Origin of the sequence: Citrobacter sp. FP75 (assembly GCF_018342065.1) — a bacterium.
Lineage (GTDB): Bacteria > Pseudomonadota > Gammaproteobacteria > Enterobacterales > Enterobacteriaceae > Citrobacter.
In genome coordinates this window covers 1,083,074-1,109,329 of the sequence record NZ_JAFDOE010000001.1, presented here as the reverse complement: position 1 = coordinate 1,109,329, position 26,256 = coordinate 1,083,074, and the positions used below count along the sequence as shown (strand labels likewise).

Sequence of the window (26,256 nt, the reverse complement as noted above, 5' to 3'; positions counted from 1 at the left end):
CACTCCTTAACGGTCTTTCGGGTCGAGGGCATCACGCAGGCCATCGCCAATAAAGTTGAAACAGAACAACGTCACCACCAGGAAACCTGCCGGAAACAGCAGCAACCACGGTGAGACTTCCATTGAGTTAGCGCCATCGCTTAACAACGCCCCCCAGCTACTTAAAGGCTCCTGTGTCCCTAACCCAAGGAAACTCAGGAAGGATTCAAACAGGATCATGCTCGGCACCAGCAACGATGCGTACACCACCACCACGCCCAGCACGTTCGGTACAATGTGGCGAATAACAATACGCACGGTCGACACCCCACCCACCTGCGCGGCTTCAATAAACTCTTTGCGCTTCAGGCTCAGCGTCTGACCACGCACAATACGTGCCATATCCAGCCAGGAGACCATGCCGATCGCCACAAAAATCAGCAGGATGTTTTGCCCAAAGAAGGTCACCAGCAGGATGACGAAGAACATGAACGGGAAGGAGTTGAGGATCTCCAGCAGACGCATCATTACGGAGTCAATTTTACCGCCGAGATAGCCCGACAGAGAACCGTACAGCGTGCCGACAATAACCGCCACCAGGGCCGCGGCAATCCCGACCATCAGCGAAATACGTCCGCCAATCGCCACACGCACCAGCAGGTCACGCCCCGATGAGTCGGTACCAAAATAGTGCCCGGACTCGCTGTCCGGCGCGCTGGACATCATTCCCCAGTCGGTATCGAAGTAGGTAAACTGCGACAGCATCGGCGCAAGGGTCACAAACAGCGCGATAATCACCAGCACGACCAGACTTGCTACCGCCGCGCGGTTATGCATAAAGCGTCGACGCGCATCCTGCCACAGGCTGCGGCCTTCGACCTCCAGCTTTTCACTGAAATTCTCCAGCGTCTCGCTGTTTTTCTTACTTAACATCATAGATAGCGAGCTCCAGTATCAGTAACGGATTTTCGGGTCGATTACGGCATACAGCACATCAACAATCGCATTGAACACAATCGTTAATGCCCCCACCAGAATGGTCAGACTCAATACCAGCGAGTAGTCGCGGTTCAGTGCGCCGTTGACGAACAGTTGTCCAATACCCGGCAAACCATAGATAGTTTCAATAACCATCGAACCAGTAATAATGCCGACGAACGCCGGGCCCATATAGGACAATACCGGCAGCAACGCAGGCTTTAACGCGTGACGGAAAATAATCCGCCGCATCGGCAAGCCTTTCGCCCGTGCGGTACGAATAAAGTTAGAGTGCAGTACTTCAATCATCGACCCACGGGTGATACGCGCGATACTGGCGATATAGGCCAGCGACAACGCCACCATCGGTAGGATCATAAATTTCAGCGCCCCACCGTTCCAGCCACCACCGGGCAACCATTTCAGCGTTATCGCAAATATCATCACTAATAAGGGCGCGACCACAAAACTGGGGATAACCACCCCGGTCATCGCCACCCCCATCACCGTATAATCCCAGCGCGTGTTTTGCTTCAGCGCAGCGATGACTCCGGCACTGACGCCAACGAGTACCGCCAGGATAAAGGCAGCGGCACCCAGTTTCGCTGAAACCGGAAAGCTCGAGGCCACCAGGTCGTTAACCGTGTAATCTTTATATTTAAAGGAAGGTCCAAAATCGCCGTGCGCCAGTTGCTTCAGATAACTGAAATACTGGGTGGTGATAGGATCATTAAGATGATATTTCGCTTCAATATTCGCCAGTACCTCTGGCGGTAACGCGCGTTCACCGGTGAAAGGACTTCCCGGCGCAAGACGCATCATAAAGAATGAGATCGTAATAAGTATAAATAGCGTCGGAATCGCTTCCAGACAGCGACGTAATATGAATTTTAACATTGCCCGTACCTTCTGGCGTGTGCCTTTATACCCGTCATACTTCAAGCTGCAGGTGCGTTGGCTTTACTCGCTCACGCCAGTCACTTACTTAAGTAAGCTCCTGACGATTCGCTGCGTTGCCGCCTTCCTGCAACGTGAATTATTTAGGGTATACCTCTCTTTGTCTAAAGAGGTATTTATAGTTCGAAGAAAAAGACACTGTGGGGCAACAAAAGATTGCCCCACGTCTTGCCATTAATGCTTGATAATATACAAGTCTTTAACGTGGATATTATCCATCGGGTCTTTACCGGAGTATCCGCCTACCCATGGTTTCACCAGACGGGCGTTAACATAGTAATAAACCGGTACAATTGCAGAGTCTTTATCCAGTTGCTGCTCCGCTTTCGAATACAGCTCGCTGCGCTGCGCTTCGTCAGTCGCTTTCAGCGTATCGGCAATCAGCTTATCAAATGCCGCGCTCTTATAGTGAACGGTGTTGTTGGAGCTGTCTGACAGCACCATATTGAGGAAGGAGGTCGGTTCGTTGTAATCCGCACACCATCCAGCACGAGAGACATCATAGTTACCCTGATGACGGGTATCGAGGAAGGTCTTCCACTCCTGGTTTTCCAGCTTAACGTTGGCACCCAGATTTTTCTTCCAGATAGAGGCAGCAGCGATAGCCAGTTTCTTGTGCAGATCGGAGGTGTTATACAGCAGGTCGAAGGTCAGCGGTTTCTCCGCCGTGAAACCTGCTTCAGCCAGCAGTTTTTTCGCTTCTTCGTTACGTTTTTCCTGGGACCACTTGAACCACTCTGGCTCAACCAGTTTTGCCCCATCGGTATACGGCGGAGTGAAGCTGTACGCAGGCAGGTCGCCCTGATTCTTCACTTTGTTGACGATAATATCACGATCCAGCGCCATCTTCAGGGCAGTACGAACGCGCACATCGTTGAACGGTGGTTTCTGGTTATTAATTTCGTAATAGTAGGTACACAGATACGGGTCAACGTGTACTTCGTTCGGGATCTCTTTTTTCAGTTTCTGGAATAACTCAATCGGCATGTTGTTGTAGGTCATGTCGATTTCACCGCTGCGATAGCGGTTAACGTCAGTCACTTCAGAAGAAATTGGCAGGTAGGTTACCTGGTTAATCACAGTTTTTGCGTTGTCCCAGTAGTTGGTATTACGCTCAAGCACAATGCGTTCGTTGACGACCCAATCTTTTAATTTATAAGAGCCGTTAGAAACGATGTTCGCAGGCTGGGTCCATTTATCACCAAATTTTTCCACCACCGCTTTAGGCACTGGGGAAACGGAGGAGTGAACAAGCAGTTTGTAGAAATAAGGAACCGGTTCGCTGAGAGTGACTTCAAAAGTATGGTCATCAATGGCTTTCACGCCGAGATCGGTGACCGGTTTCTTACCGGCGATAATATCGTCAATATTAACGATATGGCCGTACTGCAAATAGCTGGCGTACGGTGAAGCGGTATTCGGATTCGCCAGACGTTGCCAGCTATAAACGAAATCTTGTGCGGTAACGGGGGATCCGTCCGACCATTTCGCGTCTTTACGCAGATGGAACGTCCAAACTTTAAAATCTTTATTTTCCCATTTCTCAGCCACGCCAGGAGATGGCTTGCCATCAACGTCGCTGATTAATAAACCTTCAAACAGGTCACGGTTAATGTTGGATTCCGGTACACCTTCGATTTTGTGTGGATCGAGGGACTGAACTTCCGAGCCATTATTGCGCACCAGCGTTTGCTTTTCTGCCAGTTGAACACCGGCAGGCACGTCTGCCGCCGTGGCAACATTTCCCGCAATTAGCGCAGATAGAATCCCCGCAGCTACTAAACTTTTTTTAGTGATGTTAGTCATTGTGTTGTACTCCCTCATTATTATGGCTGGTTTTTTAACCAGACTGTTAATCCTGTACGGATCCCTGTACGGCACCGGAGATTTTCTGCCGTCAGGTGGTTTATTGTTTACTGCTTGCTATCACCGACTTTATTTATTCTGGCGATTCGTACGACCGCCTTGCGTCGATTATCTGCGTGCCTCCCCTGCCGGAAACACACGGTTACTCTGTTGACAAAGACCAAGTGAAAATAATTCTCATCAACGTTAAATCTTCTGCAAAATACCTGGCCGGAAAGTATCAAATGCGTTTCTTAACCGCCAATACATTTTACAGATTTGTTAACCAATTCTCTTTTATCGAAAAAAAAGCCCACAAAACTGGGTCTCGAAAATAGAGTTTTTTATAAAAAACACATAATAAACAACGCACTGCGTTAACAGCATGACTGATTACCCTGTCCGGTGTCCATTCGCTGTCAAAATGCACATAAATTTAACAATTGGTTATTAATTAGCACATTCATCTAAAATAGATGCTGAAATAACTAATAACATTTCGATAATCCTACAGCAAGCCCCAGTGTATGATGTTAGCAAAATAACAACGTGCACTCTGTTTAGCTAGGTAGCCGAAAAAATAATTACCTTTTAAATCAATGGATGAGAGGGAGATTGGCGTTCGGCTTCTTTTACAATTTCAACGCTGATTTTCAACTTTAGTGAGAAGTTTTACTGATAATGAAAAGAACGGAGTTGATGGCCAACTCCGTTTACAGTGAGCGGTGCCGTCAGGCCAGCAAGCCGGGGAAAATGGATTTAATGCCGGTGACGATAAATTCAATACCCAACGCCATGAGCAGTAACCCCATAATACGCGTAATAACGTTGATGCCCGTCTGTCCCAGCAAGCGGACCAACCAGGGCGCCATGCGAAACAGCCCCCAACAGCACAGGGCAAACAGGGCAATCGCCACAAAGAAACCGAACAGGTTTAATGCACTGTGATAGCGTGTTCCCCAAACGATGGTTGAACTTATCGCCCCCGGCCCCGCCATCAATGGCAATGCCAGCGGGACAACGCCGACACTCTCACGTATAGCGGTCTCTGATTTTTCCTGTTTGTTTTGTTTATCTTCACCGAGCTTTCCGCTGATCATCGACATTGCGATGGTCACCACCAGAATCCCACCGGCAATTCTGAACGAATCAATCGAGATACCGAAGAGTTGCAGGATACCATCACCGAGGAACAGCGAGGTCCACAGGATGATGGCCACCGACAGGTTTGCCGTCAGGTTGGTTTTATTACGTGCAGTTGCGGTTTGGTAGCTGGTCATGCTGATAAAGACAGGAATGATCCCTACGGGGTTAACCAACGCAAATAACCCAATGAAAAATTTAAAATAGAGAGGAAAATCAAATAGCGTTTGGATCACGGTTAGCTCCGAAGCGTTAGCCGGATAAAATGAGTCATGAAAACTGTTAAAAACCGCGCTGAAGATACGCCTTTTGGCAGCATTCTTCACCTTCTATCTGTGTATATCTCTGTAAACATGCTACCAATACTCAGTGTTATTAATATGTATTAAATATGCTAATGTCACCCTCATTCACCACATCTATTTATTAACATTTGCCGACAAGTGCTTAAAGAGCCTGCTGAAAGGTGTCAGCTTTGCGTAAATTTGATCCAGATCACGCAATTACTACTCAGAAGTGAGTAATCTTGCTTACGCCACCTGGAGGAAACGCGTTAGAGTTTAATGACGCGAGCGTATAAGCTCTTTTAGTAAATCAATGCACGGCGTACGTTAATTAACCGTTTGATTTTCAAAACGTTACACAAATTTTCGTCGATCTGTCTATACTCTCGTAGCGAGCAGATGATTTACTAAAAAAGTTTAACATTATCAGGAGAGCATTATGGCTGTTACTAATGTCGCTGAACTTAACGCACTTGTAGAGCGCGTAAAAAAAGCCCAGCGTGAATATGCCAGTTTCACTCAAGAACAGGTTGACAAAATCTTCCGTGCCGCCGCTCTGGCTGCCGCAGACGCTCGAATTCCTCTCGCGAAAATGGCCGTTGCCGAATCCGGCATGGGTATCGTTGAAGATAAAGTGATTAAAAACCACTTCGCTTCTGAATACATCTATAACGCTTATAAAGATGAAAAAACCTGTGGTGTCCTCGCTGAAGACCATACTTTCGGGACCATCACTATTGCTGAACCGATCGGTATCATCTGCGGTATCGTTCCGACCACTAACCCAACGTCTACCGCAATCTTCAAATCGCTGATCAGCCTGAAGACGCGTAACGCCATCATCTTCTCTCCACATCCGCGTGCTAAAGATGCGACCAACAAAGCGGCGGACATCGTTCTGCAGGCTGCTATCGCTGCTGGCGCACCAAAAGACCTGATTGGCTGGATCGATCAACCTTCCGTTGAACTGTCTAACGCACTGATGCATCACCCGGATATTAACCTGATTCTTGCGACCGGTGGTCCAGGCATGGTTAAAGCAGCATACAGCTCCGGTAAACCGGCCATCGGCGTAGGCGCAGGTAATACCCCTGTTGTTATCGACGAAACGGCTGATATCAAACGTGCCGTTGCATCAGTACTGATGTCCAAAACCTTCGACAACGGCGTAATCTGTGCGTCTGAACAGTCCGTCGTCGTTGTAGACTCCGTATATGACGCTGTTCGCGAACGTTTCGCCAGCCACGGCGGCTACATGCTGCAAGGCAAAGAGCTGAAAGCTGTCCAGGACATCATCCTGAAAAATGGCGCACTGAACGCGGCTATCGTTGGTCAACCTGCGTACAAAATCGCTGAACTGGCTGGTTTCTCCGTGCCAACTAACACCAAGATCCTGATTGGTGAAGTTAAAGTTGTTGACGAAAGCGAGCCGTTTGCTCACGAAAAACTGTCTCCGACGCTGGCAATGTACCGTGCAAAAGACTTCGAAGACGCTGTTGTTAAAGCTGAAAAGCTGGTTGCAATGGGCGGTATCGGTCACACCTCTTGCCTGTACACTGACCAGGACAACCAGCCAGAACGCGTTGCTCACTTCGGTCAGATGATGAAAACCGCGCGTATCCTGATCAACACCCCGGCTTCTCAGGGTGGTATCGGTGACCTGTACAACTTCAAGCTTGCACCTTCCCTGACTCTGGGTTGTGGTTCCTGGGGTGGTAACTCCATCTCTGAAAACGTTGGTCCTAAACACCTGATCAACAAGAAAACCGTTGCTAAGCGAGCTGAAAACATGTTGTGGCACAAACTTCCGAAATCTATCTACTTCCGCCGTGGCTCACTGCCAATCGCGCTGGATGAAGTGATTACCGATGGTCACAAACGTGCACTGATCGTGACCGACCGCTTCCTGTTCAACAACGGCTACGCTGACCAGATCACCTCCGTTCTGAAAGCCGCTGGCGTTGAAACCGAAGTGTTCTTTGAAGTTGAAGCTGACCCGACGCTGACCGTTGTTCGCAAAGGTGCTGAACTGGCCAACTCCTTCAAACCAGACGTGATCATCGCGCTGGGTGGCGGTTCCCCGATGGACGCCGCGAAAATCATGTGGGTCATGTACGAACATCCGGAAACTCACTTCGAAGAACTGGCGCTGCGCTTTATGGACATCCGTAAACGTATCTACAAGTTCCCGAAAATGGGCGTGAAAGCGAAAATGATCGCCGTCACCACCACCTCCGGTACCGGTTCTGAAGTTACACCATTTGCGGTTGTTACCGACGATGCTACCGGCCAGAAATATCCACTGGCAGACTATGCGCTGACCCCGGATATGGCGATTGTCGACGCCAACCTGGTGATGGATATGCCGAAGTCACTGTGTGCTTTCGGTGGTCTGGATGCCGTCACTCACGCTCTGGAAGCTTACGTTTCCGTACTGGCTTCTGAGTTCTCTGACGGTCAGGCTCTGCAAGCGCTGAAACTGCTGAAAGAAAACCTGCCAGCGTCCTACCACGAAGGTTCTAAGAACCCGGTAGCACGTGAGCGTGTACACAGTGCAGCGACCATCGCGGGTATCGCGTTTGCTAACGCCTTCCTCGGTGTATGTCACTCCATGGCGCACAAACTGGGCTCTCAGTTCCACATTCCTCACGGTCTGGCGAACGCCCTGCTGATCAGCAACGTTATTCGTTATAACGCGAACGACAACCCGACTAAACAGACTGCCTTCAGCCAGTACGACCGTCCACAAGCTCGTCGTCGCTACGCTGAAATCGCAGACCATCTGGGTCTGAGCGCACCGGGCGACCGTACCGCAGCGAAAATCCAGAAACTGCTGGCATGGCTGGATGAAATCAAAGCTGAACTGGGTATTCCTAAGTCTATCCGTGAAGCTGGCGTTCAGGAAGCTGACTTCCTGGCGCACGTTGACAAGCTGTCTGAAGATGCGTTTGACGACCAGTGCACCGGCGCTAACCCGCGTTACCCGCTGATTTCTGAACTGAAACAGATTCTGCTGGATACCTTCTACGGTCGTGAATACAACGAAGGTGAAACTGCTGCTAAGACTGAAGCCGTTGCCGCACCTAAAGCTGAGAAAAAAGCGAAGAAATCCGCTTAATTCAAACGCCTAAGATTTTGTATTACCCTAAACGGTCCCTTCGGGACCGTTTTTTTCGTCTTTTTAGTCTTAATAGGACAACGCTCATACAGACCAACGCGGCGAAGGGCTATGTCAGTAGGGTATTGAGAGAGGATGTGAGAAAAGCGCCTACAAAGGCGACTGTAGGGTAGAGCGCACCAGCTAATGCGTGGGTCTACCCTGTCTGTTATCAGCGCCCAGGTAAGCGTGGGTTAATCGTGGCTATGCCTTTCCTGAATGGCCGTCAGAGAGCCCTCAGACTGCGCTTCTTTATAGTGCTTGCGGCATACCGATACATAGCGCTCATTCCCACCGATAACCACCTGCTCGCCCTCGTTATAAGGTCGTCCGGCCTGATCAAGGCGTAATACCATGCTGGCCTTACGCCCGCAGAAGCAAATGGTCTTTAATTCGACCAGCTTGTCTGACCAGGCAAGCAGGTATTCGCTGCCGCCAAATAATTCACCGCGAAAATCAGTACGTAACCCATAACACAAAACCGGAATATCCAGTTGATCGACCACCTCGGATAATTCATAAACCTGTTGGCGTGTCAAAAACTGCGACTCATCGACCAGTACACAATGTATTCTCTGTTGCGCATTCTCCGCGCGAATTTCTTCGAACAAAGATGAATTTTGGTTAAACAGTTTTGCAGGTGACGACAGACCTATACGTGAACTTACTTTCCCAGCCCCAAATCGGTCGTCAATTTCCGCTGTATATACAACGGCACGCATGCCACGTTCCTGGTAATTGTATGAAGATTGCAGCAACGCGGTCGACTTCCCCGCATTCATAGCAGAATAGTAAAAATATAGCTGTGCCATTGACCGTTGGCCCTCACCTGGGTAAATAAATATGGGCGGGATTGTATCATAATTCACAAACATATCTGCTCGGCGTTACCACCCAACACGTATAAAACATCGCGTCAGCATCACTCATTACCCTCCTAAATATGACGTACTATGGGAAAGCTCAGGGAACAGCTTAAGTATGGGACGAAGGCCAATGAACGCTTTCTATGTTCGAACAACCCGATGCTTGAAGGTATATACACATTCTTTCACAAATAGTGCCCTTGAAATTCATCAACGTTGCTTATCGTCACAGTTCAATAAAGAAACCCTGCTGTTATTGTTATTGCCCCCCATGACATCCCCCCTCGTAATAGCGAATTCCTGTAAGCAAAACTAATACAAAAGGTTGAAATTACTGCAAACAGATACAATTGCAACACCATAAAATGTGACCTGAATCTTGAATTTTCACTCTTGAGCGAAGAGTATCCACCGTACCAATAAGCCTTTTTTATGCCCCACATTGTGGAAAATTGAACGGCAAAGAATTAATACAGGGACTAAATAAAGCGCAATTTTGAATTCCTTACATTCCTGGCTATTGCACATCTGAATTTATCGCTCTATTATTAGCTCAACAAACCCCACCCAATATAAGTTTGAGATTACTACAATGAGCGAAGCACTTAAAATTCTGAACAACATCCGTACTCTTCGTGCGCAGGCGAGAGAATGTACTCTGGAAACGCTTGAAGAAATGCTGGAAAAATTAGAAGTTGTCGTTAGCGAGCGTCGCGAAGAAGAAAGCGCAGCTGCTGCTGAAGTTGAAGAGCGCACTCGTAAACTGCAACAATATCGTGAAATGCTGATTGCTGACGGTATTGACCCGAACGAACTGCTGAATAGCATGGCTGCGGTTAAAACCGGCGCTAAAGCTAAGCGTGCAGCACGTCCGGCTAAATATAGCTATGTTGACGAAAACGGTGAAACTAAAACCTGGACCGGCCAGGGTCGTACACCGGCCGTGATCAAAAAAGCGATGGAAGAGCAAGGTAAACAACTGGACGATTTCCTGATCAAGGATTAATCCACAATTAGTTTGCTCAAAATCCCGCCATTGGCGGGATTTTTTATACCTGTACTTCGCATAACACCCTACCCGATTTAGGTATAAAAAAACGGCGCTGGATAAACAGCGCCGTTGTAATCGGATTAATAACGCGATGTTACTTCTTAATACCCATCTCGTCTTCAAGCCAGGCTTTAAATTCAGCGCCGAGGGTATTATGACGAATACCATATTCGACGAACGCCTGCATATAACCCAGCTTATTACCACAGTCATGGCTTTTGCCCTTCATGTGATAGGCTTCAACCGTTTCTTTTTCAATTAGCATATCGATAGCATCGGTCAGCTGAATTTCGTCACCCGCTCCCGGAGGCGTTTTTGCCAGCAGAGGCCAGATATCTGCGCTCAGGACATAACGACCGACAACAGCAAGATTAGATGGCGCCACATCAGCTTTCGGTTTTTCAACAACCCCCACCATCGGTACGCTTTCGCCCGGCGCTAATTCAACACCTTTACAGTCCACAACACCGTAAGCCGTCACGTCTTCGACAGGTTCCACCATAATTTGGCTGCTACCTGTTTCATCAAAGCGACTAATCATTTCGGCGAGGTTATCGCGGGATAAATCAGATTCATATTCATCCAGAATAACGTCCGGCAGGATAACCGCGACGGGTTCATCGCCAACAACCGGATGCGCACACAATACAGCGTGACCCAGACCTTTTGCCAGCCCCTGACGTACCTGCATAATCGTCACATGCGGTGGGCAAATAGATTGCACTTCTTCCAGCAGCTGGCGCTTAACACGTTTTTCCAGCATAGCTTCGAGTTCAAAGCTGGTATCGAAGTGGTTTTCAATAGAATTTTTAGACGAGTGAGTCACCAGTACAATTTCAGTGATGCCCGCAGCAATACATTCGTTCACGACGTATTGAATTAATGGTTTATCAACCAGCGGTAGCATCTCTTTAGGAATTGCCTTGGTCGCCGGTAACATCCTGGTTCCTAATCCCGCTACCGGGATAACGGCTTTTTTGACTTTCGAATTAAGGGCAGCCATTTAAAACTCTCCTGGACTGTTCATGTATTGAACGTGTTCATCAATCTGTATCGCATCCGAGTATATCAGCACCGCGACAAGCTTCAGGTCTGAAAAGGACGCGCGTCGGTATAATTAAGATAAATACGAATAAATCTGGCGCTGATAGTAGCACTCCAAAAGACAGGGATGTGAACCAATTTAATCCCCTGCCTCTCGATTGTTCATTCCGCAGACAACATCAGGCGCAGGCGACCGCCAGCCCCCCAAATTTGGCACTGCCAGGACTCGCAGCGTTGGCTTAGCTGGTTAAGGTAAGTATTCCCCAGGGTCCCCAGCGGAACGCCATTACTGATTTGCACATTGTGGCTGCCAGTATTTAAGGTCGCGTTCAGGCCTGCGGAGACCAGGACCAGATTTTTTAATCCGCTATGGTAGTACCCCACCAGCAACGGAAACTGTCCGGGTAGATTGGCTTGTCGCAGCAGATGGTTAACCTGTTTCAGGAGCGCACCGAGCTCCGGCAACCGCTGATTCTGATGCGCAAGCTGCTCCTGCAACAGGCCATTAAACAGCGCCCGCAGCAACAGAGCCGCCAACACGCCATTATCCCCTGCCCGCGTCACATCCAGACAATAGAAGGCAAGGTCGTTTTCCGACAGCGGCGCAATATCAAGTACCAACCCCGGTTGATCGGCCGCAACCAGCTGACGGTAGTTGATACGACAATGCGAGATAACCTGCTGAACCGGAGGCTGCAATTCTTGCAGCAGTTTTGCCGCGGCGGCAGGATCGCCAACCATGGCATCCCAGTCACGAAACAACCGCTCTTCTTCTTCTACACGGGAATTAAACATATTGGGATAGAGACACGCAAAAACCGTTTCCCGCAACCGGTTGAGGTCTTTCACCGGCTTCAGCAGTACGTCGTCCACACCAAGACGAAGCGCTTTGGCAATATCGGACATATTTTCCGTCGCAGAGATAACCAGGATTGGCGTCCGGTCACCGCGGTTACGCAGGTATTCAACCAGTTTAAGACCGTTCATTCTCGGCATCGCAAGGTCGCAGATCATTAGATCGGGTACAAAGCGCCCTAATAATTCCAGCGCATCAAGCCCATCACCCGCTACCGCCGTTGTCGCTCCCAAAGAGGAAAACCATGAGTCCAGAAGCGAGCGAAATACAGGCTCATCTTCAACAATAAGAATCTGTTTTCCGACCAATGGCTGCGTCATATTCTCCCCCCTGACTGGCTTTAATCAATAGTGGCATGCTATTGCTACTCACGCCTGTCAGAATTGACTTAAGTATTGATAAAAAATGCGTTAGATGTTGGTTTTCACCAGAGGCAGCAGCTCGTCCATTTTTTTCTCTACCGCAAGCTGCCCCGCGGCAATGGCCGCACCAGCACGGTGGAAATCCAGAGTGGATATTTGCGGACAAAACGGCTGAATCAGGATATCGGGTGGGTCACCGGCCATGCGGTTACGTTTCAGCCGGTTTTCCAGCACCTGAATAGAGGTCGTCATAATCTCCATTGCCGTTGGCGCAGTGACGGCGCGTCGGGCGGTAATATTACTCAACCGCTCTTTCAGACGTGCATGCCATGAAAGCTCGTCATCGCTCGACTCGGTATCATTGCTGACGTTAAAGGAGAGCAAATCTTGCTGCATGAGGTGTGCATCATGTTGCAGGTCAACGGCAATGACGATATCGGCACCCAACGCGCGCGTCAGCGAGACAGGAACGGGGTTAACCACCGCGCCATCAACCAGCCAATAACCATTATGCGCAACGGGGGACATCAGACCAGGAATACTACAGGAGGCCCGGACGGCAAGATGTAAATCGCCTTCGGTAAACCACAGTTCACGCCCCGTGCTCAGATTCGTAGCGACGGTAGCAAACCGGCGCTGGCATTGTTCTATTTCCTGCACAGGCATGACGTTACGGTATTGATTGAACACGCGTTCACCGCGCAGTAATCCGCCTCTACGCCACGAAAGATCCATCAGGCGTAAAACATCCCAATAGCTGAATGAGCAGACCCATTGCTCGAGGGCAGGTAATTTATTGCAGGCATAAGCGGCGCCAACCAACGAGCCGATAGAACAACCTGCAACGATATCAATATCAATGCCCATGTGTTTCAGGGCCTTAATCACACCAATGTGCGACCAGCCACGCGCCGCGCCGGAACCTAGCGCCAGCCCAATTTTTATTTTTCTCATTGTACCTACAGACTTCCCCTGGCTTGCAGACGTAGCAACATCACTACGGCTCAGTTAACATAGTGCCACCGAGGCGTTTTTACGCCGTTTTTTTATTCCAGGGAGTTTTTTGTGTCTCAGCTTTGTCCCTGTGGTAGCGCTGTCGAGTATAGCCTATGTTGCTACCGTTATGTGTCTGGCGCACAAGTAGCACCTACGCCGTCACACCTCATGCGTTCTCGCTACTGTGCTTTTGTGATGAAAGACGCAGATTATCTGATTAAGACCTGGCATCCCGACTGCCATGCTGCCGCGTTTCGCGATGACATTAGCGCAGGATTTGCCCATACAGAATGGCTCGGACTCACCATTTTTGAACAGGCGACGTCGGAAACAGAAAATATCGGTTATGTCAGCTTCGTGGCGCGTTTTTCCGAACAGGGGAAAACAGGCGCAATTATCGAGCGCTCTCGTTTTTTAAAAGAAAACGGCCAATGGTATTATATTGATGGTACGCGCCCACAAATTGGCCGTAACGATCCCTGCCCTTGTGGATCAGGTAAAAAATTTAAAAAGTGCTGCGGCTAGTCAACGCCCGACAGCATCTAATATGCAAACATTTTCAACAGGAATACCCCGGCAATGCATTCACAACAACGTAAAGTTCTGCGCACTATCTGCCCCGACCAAAAAGGTTTGATCGCACGCATCACCAATATTTGTTACAAACATGAACTGAACATCGTGCAAAACAATGAGTTTGTTGACCACCGTACCGGCCGCTTTTTTATGCGTACGGAGCTGGAAGGCATTTTTAATGACGTCACGCTGCTGACCGATCTGGACAGCGCCTTGCCTGAAGGATCCATTCGCGAACTCACGCCAGCAGGCCGTCGCCGCATCGTCATTTTAGTCACCAAGGAAGCTCATTGTCTGGGCGACCTGTTAATGAAAGCCAATTATGGCGGACTCGATGTCGAAATTGCGGCGGTTATCGGCAACCACGATACGCTACGCTCGCTGGTTGAACGTTTTGATATTCCTTTTGAGCTGGTCAGCCACGAAGGATTAACGCGCGAAGAACACGATCAAAAAATGGCCGATGCAATCGACGCCCATCAGCCAGATTACGTCGTACTGGCAAAATATATGCGCGTCCTGACGCCAGAATTTGTTTCACGCTTCCCGAATAAGATCATTAATATTCACCACTCGTTCCTGCCTGCCTTTATTGGTGCGCGTCCATACCACCAGGCATATGAGCGCGGCGTGAAGATCATCGGCGCGACGGCTCACTATGTGAATGATAACCTCGACGAAGGCCCAATCATTATGCAGGACGTGATTCACGTCGATCACACCTATACCGCTGAAGATATGATGCGCGCAGGCCGTGACGTCGAAAAAAACGTATTAAGCCGTGCGCTGTATCAGGTACTGGCCCAGCGTGTCTTTGTTTACGGTAATCGAACGATTATTCTGTAATCACCAATAATATGAATTGATTAGCTTTACTGCGTTACGGATGAAAAGTACGCAAACGGTTCATGTTAAGCAAAGGAATGCTTTACAGCGGCGCGTCATTTGATATGATGCGCCCCGCTTCCAACAGAAGCAGGCCAGTAAAAGCATTACCCCGTGGTGGGGTTCCCGAGCGATCATAAGGGAGCTGACTGCAAATCTGCCGTCATCGACTTCAAGGTTCGACTCGAGCGATAGTGAGAGAACGTTGCCGCAGGCAACGGCCCGAAGGGTGAGCAGCTTTAGCTCCGAATAATCCTTCTAACTATAGGATGCTAGCAGCACAATGAATTTACCCCGTGGTGGGGTTCCCGAGCGGCCAAAGGGAGCAGACTGTAAATCTGCCGTCATCGACTTCGAAGGTTCGAATCCTTCCCCCACCACCATTCATTCCGGTAGATTTATAAAAATCAGTACACCCCTGGTGGGGTTCCCGAGCGGCCAAAGGGAGCAGACTGTAAATCTGCCGTCATCGACTTCGAAGGTTCGAATCCTTCCCCCACCACCATCACTTCTAAAAAGCACTCATTCTACTAAACGCACTTTATTTCATATTCTGCCCATGCAGGGAAGGATGAGAAGCTTCGACTAAGGTTCGATTCGAGCGTAGCGAGAAAGCGTTGCCGCAGGCAACGACCCGAAGGGCGAAGCGCCTAGCGCTGAGTAATCCTTCCCCACCACCATCACTTCTTAAAGCTCTAACTTTAAATCAATCCTCATCTCCCCGTATTCTTACTACACAGGCAGACTTCGCTGACTTATTGGTTATCTTATCAATACTGCTTCCTGGCAGTCTTTTTCGCCGTCTCTGACTGGTCAATTTTCCGCCTAATGAGATCAAAGGCGTCATACGTCTCGCCAAGTTGAGTCGGTGTGAGCGTTTCTTTGAGTCTGTTCCTTTCGGCAATAATCGCTAAACGTTCATCCGCAGATTTTCCCGTATACAGACTCGCCATGTCATACCAAATATAGGCCAGCTTATTATCTTTAGGCACGCCCTGTTGCCCATGAGAATAAATTTCCCCAAGCGCTGATTGTGCCGGAGCAAACCCCTGTTCTGCCGCCTTAAGGTACCACTTCAGCGCATTCCTGTTATTTTCAGGCACGCCTTTTCCCGTACTGTATGCCACGCCAAGCTGATATTGCGCCTGCGCAAAATCCTGTTTTGCCGCTTTCCGATACCATGCGATAGCCTGTCTGTCGCTTTGCACGACGCCGCGCCCAAATGCAGACATAATGCCAAGATGCGTTTGCGCAGCAGCCAGTCCCTGCCGCGCGGCTTTGCGATACCACATCAGCGCTTGTTGGTAGTCCTGAGAAACGCCCTCGCCCTGCATAAACATCACGCCGATCGCATCCTGCGCCTCGGCCAGCCCCTGCGCTGCCGCTTTGCGATACCACTCCAGCGCCAGGTTGTGATCTTTCGATAAGTGATACCCGTTGTAATACCATACGCCAAAATTGTACTGCACCTTTGCCATCACGCTTTTCGCTGTTTTTCTATACCACTTCTGGGAATAAAACCGGTCAGCGGGGTGTGCTTTATCATAGAGCGCATTCAGCGGAATGTGGCCTGGCGTATCGCTACCTGGTATACCTTCATTAAGCCAGTAAACCGCCTGACGATAATCCCGAGGCACGCCTTCACCATAAAAATAGGCAACGCCAAGATAAAGCCTCGCGGGGTTGTACATTTTTTCCGCCGCTTTACGCATCCAGCTTGCCGCTTGTTGGTAATCCTGGGGGACACCCTGGCCATGCGCGTACATCACGCCAATCTTGTATTGGGCGCTTGAACCAGAGCCATCGGTTGGAGAGGCAGCTTTACGATACCACTCCAGCGCCAGCTGAGTATTCTGGGGAAGATCGTCACCGTACAAATAGGCATTGCCTAATATTTCTTGCGTAAAACGATCCCCTAACTCCGCCGCCTTGCGATACCACTTCAGTGCTTGCTGTCTATCAAGCGGAAAGTTTTCACCATAATTATAGTGATAGCCAATGATGAAGTAGGAAAAAGCATCCCCTTGTTTGCCTGATTTACCTACTTTTTCCAGCCATTTTATGGCCAGCTTATAATCAGGTTTGACGTATCGACCTTCCGCATACCAACTTCCAAGCGAAAATTGCGCACTGTCATCTCCTTGTTCCGCTTTTTGCTCTAATTCCTGAACGTACTGGCATTCTTCCGAGTCGGGAGGATAACGCTCCTCGCAGACAGCAGCATGAGCCATTTTTGCAATAAATATATTTAATATTATTATTTTGAAAATTAATGAATAACGCATACAACAATCCTTATTGTCGCTTATGTCGTTATTATATGCTGCATCATCCTTTTTCTGTGGACAAAAAACTCGCACAGGTGCTGAAAAAACCAAAAATTGAGAGTACGGATCCAGATGTCAGGCCTTGCAGATCCGCTGTAAACTCGGGCAGGCCGGATAAGGTGTTTACGCCGCCATCCGGCAAACAGCCATAAAAAAACCCCGCCGGAGCAGGGTTTGTCTTACGCAGATAACCGACTAGTGACGCGCACGGACAATCTGGTACTTGCGGGTCAAATACTCGACCGGAACGCTCCAGATGTGCACCAGACGCGAGAACGGGAACAGCAGGAACAACGTCATACCGAGCACCAGGTGCATACGGAAGATAAACGCCACGCCGTCCAGATACTGAGAAGCGCCGCCGTGGAAGGTCACCACGAACTGTGCCCAGTTCACCAGCTTCATCATCTCGCTGCCGTCCATATGCTGGGCTGAGAACGGAATCGTCAGCAGACCCAGCGCACACTGGATAACCAGAATGGACAGCACCAGAATATCCGCACCGGTCGTGGTTGCTCGCACCCGTGGGCTGAACAAACGACGTTTGAGCAGTAATACGCCACCGACCAGGCACATCACGCCGGACGCCCCGCCCGCAAACATCGCCATCTTCTGTTTTACTTCAAGCGGCAGCCACGCTTCATACATCCAGTGCGGCGTTAACATGCCAAGGAAGTGACCGGCGAAAATACCCAGGATCCCGATGTGGAACAGGTTTGACGCCATGTTCATTCCTTTACGATCCAGCATCTGGCTGGACGCTGCACGCCAGGTGTACTGCCCGTAGTCATAACGCAGCCAGCTACCGATCAGGAAGACAGAACCCGCAATGTACGGATAGATGTCAAAGAAGAACATATTCAGGAAGTGCATTATTGCTGTCCTCCGGTGGTGATATTCAGATACTGCGGCGCAACGGCCCCGGCAAAACGACGCTGGTGAGCAGAAATCTCGGACTCGCCGCACCCCTGGTCTGCAAAGAATTTCACCTGCTCTTCTTCCCAGACCGCGTCCAGTGCCTGCGGGGTATCATCACGAACTTCATCCGCAATTTTCTCCGCCACTTTGTCGCTGTCGATAGCGGCATTCGCCAGTTTCAGCAGCAGGTCGAACAGCACCGCATAGCGGCTTTCACGCTGTTGCAAACGCGCGCTGAGCAAGGCCAGAATCGGTGCGATATCCTGCAAACCGCCCAGCGCTTCGTCTTTCGGCAACTGCGCCAAATATTCCAGATACAGCGGCAGATGGTCCGGTAATTCGCGACTGTCGAGCTGTAAACCGTGCTGCTCATACTGAGCCATCAGGTCAACCATCGCCTGACCGCGATCGCGGGATTCGCCATGCACATGTTCAAACAGCAGCAGCGAGGTTGCCCGGCCACGGTCGAACAGTTCACTGTAGCTGGACTGCGCATCCAGCATGTCCTGTGCGGTTAAATCGCGCAGGAAGACGCTCAGGGTTTGGGCATCCTCTTTATCCAGGTTTTCAGATGACGCGAGTGCATCAAAGAGTTCCTGCTGATGCTGCCACAGGGCAGCATCCGGGTACTCGAGCAGACGCGAAACAATGACGAGTTCAATCATTGGTGCGGCTCCGTTTTGCTGGTCACATCGACAGCATCGATGCGGCGGCTGTTGAACAGATTGAATTTAGTATCAGAACCGTGGCAACCGTCACCGAAGGTAAAGCCGCAACCGCTTTTCTCCGGGAACGCATCACGCGCCAGTTCACGATGGCTGCTCGGCACCACGAAACGATCTTCGTAGTTCGCAATCGCCAGATAACGATACATCTCCTGCGCCTGAGCTTCGGTCAGACCGACCTCTTCCAGCGCACGGGTGTCGACTTTACCGTCGACGGTTTCCGCACGTTTATAGTGACGCATCGCCAGCATACGTTTCAGCGCCAGCACGACCGGCTGGGTATCCCCTGCGGTCAGCAGGTTCGCCAGGTACTGAACCGGGATACGCAGGCTGTCCACGTCCGGCAGAATGCCGTTGCTGCCCAGTTCGCCCGCATCAGCCGCAGACTGAATCGGTGACAAAGGTGGCACGTACCAGACCATTGGCAGCGTGCGGTATTCAGGATGTAGCGGCAGCGCCAGCTTCCAGTCCATCGCCATTTTGTACACTGGTGACTGCTGGGCCGCGTCAATAACGCTCAGCGGAATACCGTCTTTCAGCGCCTGTTCAATGACCGCCGGATCGTTCGGATCGAGGAACACGTCCAGCTGACGCTGGTACAGATCTTTCTCGTTCTCGGTGCTGGCCGCGCTTTCAATCGCATCGGCGTCATACAGCAGCACGCCGAGGTAACGAATACGACCGACGCAGGTTTCGGAGCACACGGTTGGCTGCCCGGCTTCGATACGCGGGTAGCAGAAGATGCACTTCTCTGACTTACCACTCTTCCAGTTGAAGTAGATTTTTTTGTACGGACAACCGGTGATGCACATACGCCAGCCGCGGCACTTATCCTGGTCGATCAGCACAATGCCGTCTTCTTCACGCTTATAGATGGCACCACTCGGGCAGGTCGCCACGCACGCCGGGTTAAGGCAGTGCTCGCACAGACGCGGCAAGTACATCATGAAGGTGTTTTCGAACTGGCCGTACATCGCCTTCTGCATGTTCTCGAAGTTTTTGTCTTTCGACAGCTTCTCGAACTCGCCGCCCAAGTCATCTTCCCAGTTCGGTCCCTTGGTTACCTTATCCATACGCTTACCGGTGATCAGCGAACGCGGACGTGCAATCGGCTGCGCTTTGCTGTCAGCCGGTGCGTTGTGCAGCGTCTGGTAATCGAAATCAAACGGTTCGTAGTAATCATCGATACCCGGCAAATGCGGGTTAGCGAAGATTTTACCCAGCAGCAGCGCTTTGTTACCCATGCGCGGCACCAGCTTACCGTTGATCTTGCGGATCCAACCGCCCTTCCATTTTTCCTGGTTTTCCCAGTCAGTCGGGAAACCGGTACCCGGCTTGGTTTCAACGTTGTTGAACCAGGCGTACTCGGTCCCTTCACGGCTGGTCCAGACGTTTTTACAGGTTACTGAACAGGTGTGGCAACCGATGCACTTATCGAGATTCAGCACCATGCCGACTTGTGAACGAATTTTCATTTTACGCTCTCCTGTACCTGGTCATTGCCTTCACCATCCAACCAGTCAATGTTCTTCATCTTACGTACCACCACGAACTCATCGCGGTTTGACCCTACGGTGCCGTAGTAGTTAAAGCTGTAGGCCAAGTGTGCATAACCACCAATCATATGCGTAGGCTTCGGCGTAATACGGGTCACCGAGTTGTGGATCCCACCGCGCTGCTGGGTGATTTCTGAACCTGGCAGGTTAACAATGCGTTCCTGCGCGTGGTACATCATGGTCATCCCGGCCGGCACACGCTGGCTCACAACCGCACGCGCAGTTAGCGCACCGTTGCTGTTAAAGACTTCGATCCAGTCGTTGTCTTCAATACCGATCTCTTTGGCATCTTCTTCGCTCATCCACACCACTGGACCACCGCGACCTAAGGTCAGCATCAGCAGGTTGTCGCTGTAGGTGGAGTGAATGCCCCATTTCTGGTGCGGCGTCAGGAAGTTGAGCGCTTTTTCCGGGTTACCGTTAGATTTCTCGCCCATCACGGCTTTCACCGAACGCGTGTCAATTGGCGGACGATAGACCAGCAGGCTTTCACCGAAATCGCGCATCCACTGATGATCCTGATACAGCTGCTGACGACCGCTCAGCGTACGCCATGGGATCAGCTCGTGAACGTTGGTGTAACCAGCGTTGTAAGAGACATGTTCATCTTCCAGACCTGACCAGGTCGGGCTGGAGATAATCTTGCGCGGCTGTGCCTGAATGTCACGGAAGCGAATTTTCTCGTCTTCTTTATTCAGCGCCAGATGCGTATGGTCACGGCCGGTAAATTCACTCAGCGCAGCCCAGGCTTTTACCGCCACCTGTCCGTTCGTTTCCGGGGCCAGGGTGAGGATCATCTCAGCAGCATCAATCGCCGTATTAAGACAAGGCTGGCCTTTCGCCGGGCCTTCTGCCTTGGTGTAGTTGAGCTTACGCAGCAGATCCATTTCACTTTGGGTGTTCCAGGCAATCCCTTTACCACCGTTACCGACTTTATCCATCAGAGGACCGATCGAGGTAAAGCGCTCGTAGGTTGCCGGGTAGTCACGCTCAACGGTCATGATATGCGGTGCGGTAACGCCTGGGATCAGGTCACATTCACCTTTTTTCCAGTCTTTAACATCCAGCGGCTGCGCCAGTTCGGCAGCGGAGTCGTGCTGGATAGGCAGCGTCACCACGTCAGTTTCTTTGCCAAGGTGACCCACGCAGACTTCAGAGAATTTCTTAGCGATGGCTTTGTAGATTTCCCAGTCGCTCTTCGATTCCCAGGCCGGATCAACAGCGGCAGACAGCGGATGAATAAACGGATGCATGTCCGAGGTATTCATGTCGTCTTTTTCATACCAGGTTGCGGTCGGCAGCACGATGTCGGAATACAAACAGGTGCTCGACAGGCGGAAATCCAGCGTAACCACCAGATCCAGCTTGCCATCAAGACCATTGTCCTGCCATTCCACTTCTTCTGGCTTCACGCCGCCCTGCTTGCCGAGATCCATCCCCTGAATACCGTGTTCGGTACCCAGAAGATACTTCAGCATGTATTCATGACCTTTACCGGATGAGCCCAGCAGGTTAGAACGCCAGATGAACAGGTTACGCGGATGGTTTTTGCCGTTTTCAGGTTGTTCCGCCGCAAAGCGGATAGAACCCTCTTTGAGGGATTTCACGGTGTAATCCACCGGCGTCATCCCGGCTTTTTCCGCCTCACGCGCAATGTACAGCGGGTTGGTGCCCAGTTGTGGAGCCGAAGGGAGCCAGCCCATACGTTCAGCACGCACGTTAAAGTCGATCAGATGACCGCTATAGCGAGATTTGTCGGCCATCGGCGACAACAATTCCTGCGCAGTCACCGTCTCATAGCGCCACTGGCTGGAGTGGTTATAGAAGTAAGAAGTGCTGTTCATGTGACGTGCTGGACGCTGCCAGTCAAGGCCAAACGCCAGCGGCTGCCAGCCGGTCTGCGGACGCAGTTTTTCCTGACCCACGTAGTGCGCCCAACCGCCACCGCTCTGACCGACACAGCCGCAGAACACCAGCATGTTGATAAGGCCACGATAGTTCATATCGAGGTGATACCAGTGGTTCAGACCGGCACCGACGATAATCATTGAGCGACCGTGGGTTTTGTCGGCATTATCGGCAAATTCACGGGCGATACGCACGATCTGAGCGCGTGATACACCGGTGATTTTTTCTGCCCATGCCGGGGTATACGCTTTGATGTCGTCGTAGCTGGTTGCGCAGTTTTCATCGTTCAAACCACGTTCCAGGCCGTAGTTGGCCATGGTCAGATCATAAACGGTGGTCACCAGCGCGGTAGAACCGTCCGCCAACTGCAGGCGTTTCACCGGCAGTTTGTGCAGCAGGACGTTTTCCAGTTCGACTTTATTGAAGTGCTCGGTACCTTCGCCGCCAAAGTACGGGAAACCAACTTCTGCGATGTCATCCTGGCTGCCCAACAGACTGAGCTGCAGTTCGGTTTCTTGACCGGACGTACCGTCGCGCTGCTCAAGGTTCCATTTACCTTTTTCGCCCCAGCGGAAACCAATCGAACCATTTGGCGCGACCATCTCGCCGTCGGTATTAACGGCAACCGTTTTCCACTCTGGATTATTTTCCTGACCCAGAGAATCGACCAGATCGGCAGCACGCAGCATACGACCCGCCGCATAGTAACCGTCACGCTCTTCTAGCATCACCAGCATTGGCATGTCGGTGTAACGGCGCACGTAGTCGGTGAAGTACTGGCTTGGGTTATCAAGGTGGAACTCACGCAGCATAACGTGGCCCATCGCCAGCGCCATCGCGGCATCAGTACCCTGCTTCGGAGCCAGCCACAGGTCGCACAGTTTGGCGATTTCGGCATAATCCGGGGTAATCGCAACCGTTTTGGTCCCTTTGTAGCGGACTTCAGTGAAGAAGTGCGCATCCGGAGTACGAGTTTGCGGAACGTTAGAACCCCAGGCGATGATGTAGCTGGAGTTGTACCAGTCGGCGGATTCAGGAACGTCGGTCTGTTCACCCCAGGTCTGCGGAGAAGCAGGCGGCAGGTCACAGTACCAGTCGTAGAAGCTCAGGCAGGTACCACCAATCAGTGACAGGTAGCGTGCGCCAGAGGCGTAAGAAACCATCGACATCGCCGGGATCGGCGAGAAGCCCGCTACGCGGTCGGGGCCATAAGTTTTGACGGTGTATACGTTAGAAGCGGCAATCAGCTCATTCACTTCCTGCCAGGAAGAACGGACGAAACCACCACGACCACGCGCTTGCTTGAAGCTTTTTGCTTTATCGGCGTCTTCGATGATGGAGGCCCATGCGTCTACCGGGTCGCTGTGCAGTCTTTTCGCTTCACGCCACATCTTCATCAGGCGTTTACGCATCAGCGGGTATTTCAGGCGGTTAGCGCTGTAGAGATACCAGGAGTAGCTCGCACCGCGCGGACAGCCACGTGGTTCATGGTTTGGCAGGTCTGGACGGGTGCGCGGGTAGTCAGTTTGCTGGGTTTCCCAGGTCACCAGACCATTTTTCACGTAAATTTTCCAGCTGCATGAGCCGGTGCAGTTTACCCCATGAGTTGATCGCACAACTTTGTCATGCTGCCAACGCTGGCGGTATCCATCCTCCCAATCCCGGTTAGTATTGAGAAGCTGGCCGTGCCCATCGGCAAAGGTTTCGCCCTTCTGCTTGAAGTAGCGAAACCGGTCCAGGAATTTACTCATCGGTTGTCTCCTGTAGGAGCCTGACGGCTCTCTGATAAATCGACATTGCTTGATTGCCTGCGAAGGTAACGCTATGAAAGCGCGTGAGAATTGATAACGATCAAGGCAGGCAGGGATGGAAAAGAGGGGTTGAATTTTATATACCCCCTAAGTGGGATATTGATGATGTGAATAATCATTTGATTTTCAAGCATATTTTAAAATTCACACTTCATACAAATGTTAAATTCTTTACAAGTGGGTATTAAGGGGTATTCCCCCTGGCAGGCATATTGCGAGCACCCTTCTGACAAACGGTTGGCCTCCGTAAATGCAAAAGTATGTTGTAACTAATTACAAGCAAAAAAAAAGCGCGGTCTAACACCGCGCAATGGATAATCAACAACTATTACTTTTTTATTTTTTAGAATGACGTCCGTATACCACCCAGGTGATGACCACGCAGGCGACATAGAAGATCAGGAACAGCTTCATCGCCCCAACCGGTGAACCGGTCAATGCCAGCGACGTACCAAACGCTTTTGGAATAAAGAAGCCGCCAATTGCACCGATGGCTGAGATAAAGCCCAGTGCCGCAGCCGTGTCGGTTGCCGCTTCACGCATCGCTTTTTCTTCCGATCCGCCTTCGGCTTTCACTCTGTCCATCGTCAGCTTACGGAAGATCACGGAGATCATCTGGAAGGTTGAACCACTCCCCAACCCGGCCGTCAGGAACAGCGCCAGGAACACCGCAAAGAAGGCGATAAAGCTACCACCAGCACCATTTGTTGGCAGCGTCAGAAACAGCAGAGCACTGAATATCGCCATCAGGACAAAGTTCACCAGCGTCACGCGTGTCCCGCCCAGTCGGTCAGAAATTGCCCCACCGGCAGAACGTGCCAGGGCACCAATCAGCGGGCCAAAGAAGGCGTAATGCAGGATCTGAACCTCAGGGAACTGCGTTTTGGACAACATCGCGAAACCAGCAGAGAAGCCGATAAAGGAGCCGAAGGTTGCCAAATACAGCAGGCTCATAATCCATAAATGTCCGCGTTTGAGTACCGGCAACTGCTCTTTCAGTGACGCTTTAGAGGTTGCCAGCTCGTCCATACCAAACCACGCAGCCAGCGTGAAAATAGCCAGGAACGGTACCCAAATCCACGCGGCATTAGCCAGATACAGCTGCGTGCCATCCGGCTGTTCCACACCGTGGCTGCCAAATGCAGCGAAGATGGACAATGACACCACCAGCGGAGCAACCAGCTGCATAACGCTGACGCCCATGTTACCCAGACCGCCGTTCAGACCCAGCGCACCGCCCTGTTTCTGTTTCGGGAAGAAGAAACTGATGTTGGCCATGCTGGAGGCAAAGTTTGCCCCGGCGAAACCGCACAGCAGAGAGATGACAATAAAAGTACTAAACGGTGTGGCGGTATCCTGCACGGCAAAACCTAACCATACGCAAGGAATGATCAGGATACCGGTGCTGAATGCCGTCCAGCGGCGTCCACCAAACAGGGGGATCATAAAGGAGTACGGGACGCGCAGCAGTGCACCGGAGACCGACGGTAATGCCGTCAGCATGAACAGTTGCTCAGTGGTAAAATTGAAGCCGACCTTCGGTAAGTTCACCGCCACGGCGCTGAATAGCATCCACACGCAAAACGCCAGCAGCAGACAAGGGACGGAAATCCACAGGTTGCGGCTGGCAATACGATGACCTCTTTGTTGCCAAAAGGCGGGATCTTCCGGCCGCCATTCTGTAATTACAGATCCAGATGCCCTTTCCGGGGCAGATGAGTGACTCATAGACACCTCTGATACTTGTTTCGATGCCTGCCACATTAGGGTTTACAGCGGGGGGTAAGTTGATATAAATCAAAGGAAAAGGCGTCATTATTAATGCTTAAAATTTATCATTACCCCAAATGAGTACATAACATCGGTGAAAAAGATGTGGTTTTTCACGCTTCTGTCGCCTCCTACTCCTCCCAGCCTGGGATCTCTCCCACCAGTGACAATTAAGAGGTAGCCCGTTTGAGGTATGGGTATACTCCAGTGTATCGCTGAGAATAACGCCACTGCCTGCGGCAGAATCGTCATTCAATAAGGT

At 50.8% G+C, this 26,256-nt stretch carries 18 protein-coding genes, 2 tRNA genes and 2 other RNA genes; 8 read left to right on the top strand and 14 right to left on the bottom strand.

Going from position 1 to position 26,256, the window contains the following annotated elements:
- Positions 1-6: 6 nt before the first annotated feature.
- The 4 genes from oppC to JQ822_RS05450 all read right to left on the bottom strand — a co-directional run bounded on the left by oppC (position 7) and on the right by JQ822_RS05450 (position 5,138).
- Complete coding sequence (gene oppC / locus JQ822_RS05465; RefSeq protein ID WP_096756799.1) at positions 7-915, bottom strand: oligopeptide ABC transporter permease OppC; 909 nt, start codon at positions 913-915, stop codon at positions 7-9.
- An 18-nt stretch (positions 916-933) separates the two neighbouring features.
- The gene (oppB, locus tag JQ822_RS05460) at positions 934-1,854 is read right to left on the bottom strand and encodes an oligopeptide ABC transporter permease OppB (RefSeq protein WP_096756798.1); all 921 of its coding nucleotides are present in this window, start codon (positions 1,852-1,854) and stop codon (positions 934-936) included.
- A 234-nt stretch (positions 1,855-2,088) separates the two neighbouring features.
- Positions 2,089-3,720, bottom strand: a complete 1,632-nt coding sequence (oppA, locus tag JQ822_RS05455; RefSeq protein WP_213132584.1) for an oligopeptide ABC transporter substrate-binding protein OppA — start codon at positions 3,718-3,720, stop codon at positions 2,089-2,091.
- Between the two features lie 770 nt (positions 3,721-4,490).
- Entirely contained in the window at positions 4,491-5,138 is a 648-nt protein-coding gene (locus JQ822_RS05450; protein ID WP_196209003.1) for a YchE family NAAT transporter, read from the bottom strand.
- A 487-nt stretch (positions 5,139-5,625) separates the two neighbouring features.
- On the opposite strand from JQ822_RS05450, the gene adhE reads away from it, so the two are divergent.
- The gene (gene adhE / locus JQ822_RS05445; RefSeq protein ID WP_213132583.1) at positions 5,626-8,304 is read left to right on the top strand and encodes a bifunctional acetaldehyde-CoA/alcohol dehydrogenase; all 2,679 of its coding nucleotides are present in this window, start codon (positions 5,626-5,628) and stop codon (positions 8,302-8,304) included.
- A gap of 233 nt (positions 8,305-8,537) precedes the next feature.
- On the opposite strand, the gene tdk is transcribed toward adhE, so the two are convergent.
- Positions 8,538-9,155, bottom strand: coding sequence for a thymidine kinase (tdk, locus tag JQ822_RS05440; protein WP_005126397.1), 618 nt, complete (start codon positions 9,153-9,155; stop codon positions 8,538-8,540).
- Positions 9,156-9,801: 646 nt separating this feature from the next.
- Here tdk and hns point away from each other — a divergent pair.
- Entirely contained in the window at positions 9,802-10,215 is a 414-nt protein-coding gene (hns, locus tag JQ822_RS05435; protein ID WP_096756794.1) for a histone-like nucleoid-structuring protein H-NS, read from the top strand.
- 139 nt (positions 10,216-10,354) lie between these two features.
- Here hns and galU read toward each other — a convergent pair whose 3' ends face one another.
- From galU to rssA, 3 genes are all read right to left on the bottom strand, one after another.
- The gene (gene galU / locus JQ822_RS05430; RefSeq protein ID WP_096756793.1) at positions 10,355-11,263 is read right to left on the bottom strand and encodes a UTP--glucose-1-phosphate uridylyltransferase GalU; all 909 of its coding nucleotides are present in this window, start codon (positions 11,261-11,263) and stop codon (positions 10,355-10,357) included.
- A 203-nt stretch (positions 11,264-11,466) separates the two neighbouring features.
- A complete protein-coding gene (gene rssB / locus JQ822_RS05425) occupies positions 11,467-12,480 on the bottom strand; it encodes a two-component system response regulator RssB (RefSeq protein WP_213132582.1) in 1,014 nt (337 codons plus the stop codon).
- Positions 12,481-12,570: 90 nt separating this feature from the next.
- The gene (gene rssA, locus JQ822_RS05420; RefSeq protein WP_213132581.1) at positions 12,571-13,476 is read right to left on the bottom strand and encodes a patatin-like phospholipase RssA; all 906 of its coding nucleotides are present in this window, start codon (positions 13,474-13,476) and stop codon (positions 12,571-12,573) included.
- A 111-nt stretch (positions 13,477-13,587) separates the two neighbouring features.
- Here rssA and JQ822_RS05415 point away from each other — a divergent pair, with 111 nt between their 5' ends.
- From JQ822_RS05415 to JQ822_RS05390, 6 genes are all read left to right on the top strand, one after another.
- A complete protein-coding gene (locus JQ822_RS05415; RefSeq protein ID WP_213132580.1) occupies positions 13,588-14,043 on the top strand; it encodes a YchJ family protein in 456 nt (151 codons plus the stop codon).
- 54 nt (positions 14,044-14,097) lie between these two features.
- A complete protein-coding gene (gene purU, locus JQ822_RS05410) occupies positions 14,098-14,940 on the top strand; it encodes a formyltetrahydrofolate deformylase (protein WP_045443630.1) in 843 nt (280 codons plus the stop codon).
- 166 nt (positions 14,941-15,106) lie between these two features.
- Positions 15,107-15,247: non-coding RNA, RtT sRNA (locus tag JQ822_RS05405), on the top strand.
- 30 nt (positions 15,248-15,277) lie between these two features.
- Positions 15,278-15,362, top strand: a tRNA-Tyr gene (locus JQ822_RS05400).
- A gap of 37 nt (positions 15,363-15,399) precedes the next feature.
- Positions 15,400-15,484, top strand: a tRNA-Tyr gene (locus JQ822_RS05395).
- Between the two features lie 45 nt (positions 15,485-15,529).
- Positions 15,530-15,659, top strand: a non-coding RNA gene (locus tag JQ822_RS05390) — RtT sRNA.
- 90 nt (positions 15,660-15,749) lie between these two features.
- Here the strand turns inward: JQ822_RS05390 and JQ822_RS05385 are convergent.
- The 6 genes from JQ822_RS05385 to JQ822_RS05360 all read right to left on the bottom strand — a co-directional run bounded on the left by JQ822_RS05385 (position 15,750) and on the right by JQ822_RS05360 (position 25,952).
- Positions 15,750-17,264 carry a tetratricopeptide repeat protein gene (locus tag JQ822_RS05385; protein ID WP_213132977.1) on the bottom strand — a complete coding sequence of 505 codons (1,515 nt, stop codon included), beginning with the start codon at positions 17,262-17,264 and terminating at the stop codon, positions 15,750-15,752.
- Between the two features lie 237 nt (positions 17,265-17,501).
- Complete coding sequence (gene narI, locus JQ822_RS05380; RefSeq protein ID WP_213132579.1) at positions 17,502-18,179, bottom strand: respiratory nitrate reductase subunit gamma; 678 nt, start codon at positions 18,177-18,179, stop codon at positions 17,502-17,504.
- Complete coding sequence (gene narJ, locus JQ822_RS05375; protein ID WP_213132578.1) at positions 18,179-18,889, bottom strand: nitrate reductase molybdenum cofactor assembly chaperone; 711 nt, start codon at positions 18,887-18,889, stop codon at positions 18,179-18,181. Before narJ ends, narI begins: the two co-directional genes overlap by 1 nt.
- Positions 18,886-20,424 (bottom strand): nitrate reductase subunit beta, encoded by a 1,539-nt coding sequence (gene narH, locus JQ822_RS05370; protein ID WP_213132577.1) that lies wholly within the window; start codon positions 20,422-20,424, stop codon positions 18,886-18,888. Before narH ends, narJ begins: the two co-directional genes overlap by 4 nt.
- Positions 20,421-24,164 (bottom strand): nitrate reductase subunit alpha, encoded by a 3,744-nt coding sequence (locus JQ822_RS05365; protein WP_213132576.1) that lies wholly within the window; start codon positions 24,162-24,164, stop codon positions 20,421-20,423. The genes narH and JQ822_RS05365 overlap by 4 nt, the downstream gene beginning before the upstream one ends.
- 396 nt (positions 24,165-24,560) lie before the next feature.
- On the bottom strand, positions 24,561-25,952 hold the full coding sequence (locus JQ822_RS05360) for a NarK family nitrate/nitrite MFS transporter (RefSeq protein ID WP_213132575.1): 1,392 nt from the start codon (positions 25,950-25,952) through the stop codon (positions 24,561-24,563).
- Positions 25,953-26,256 lie beyond the last annotated feature (304 nt).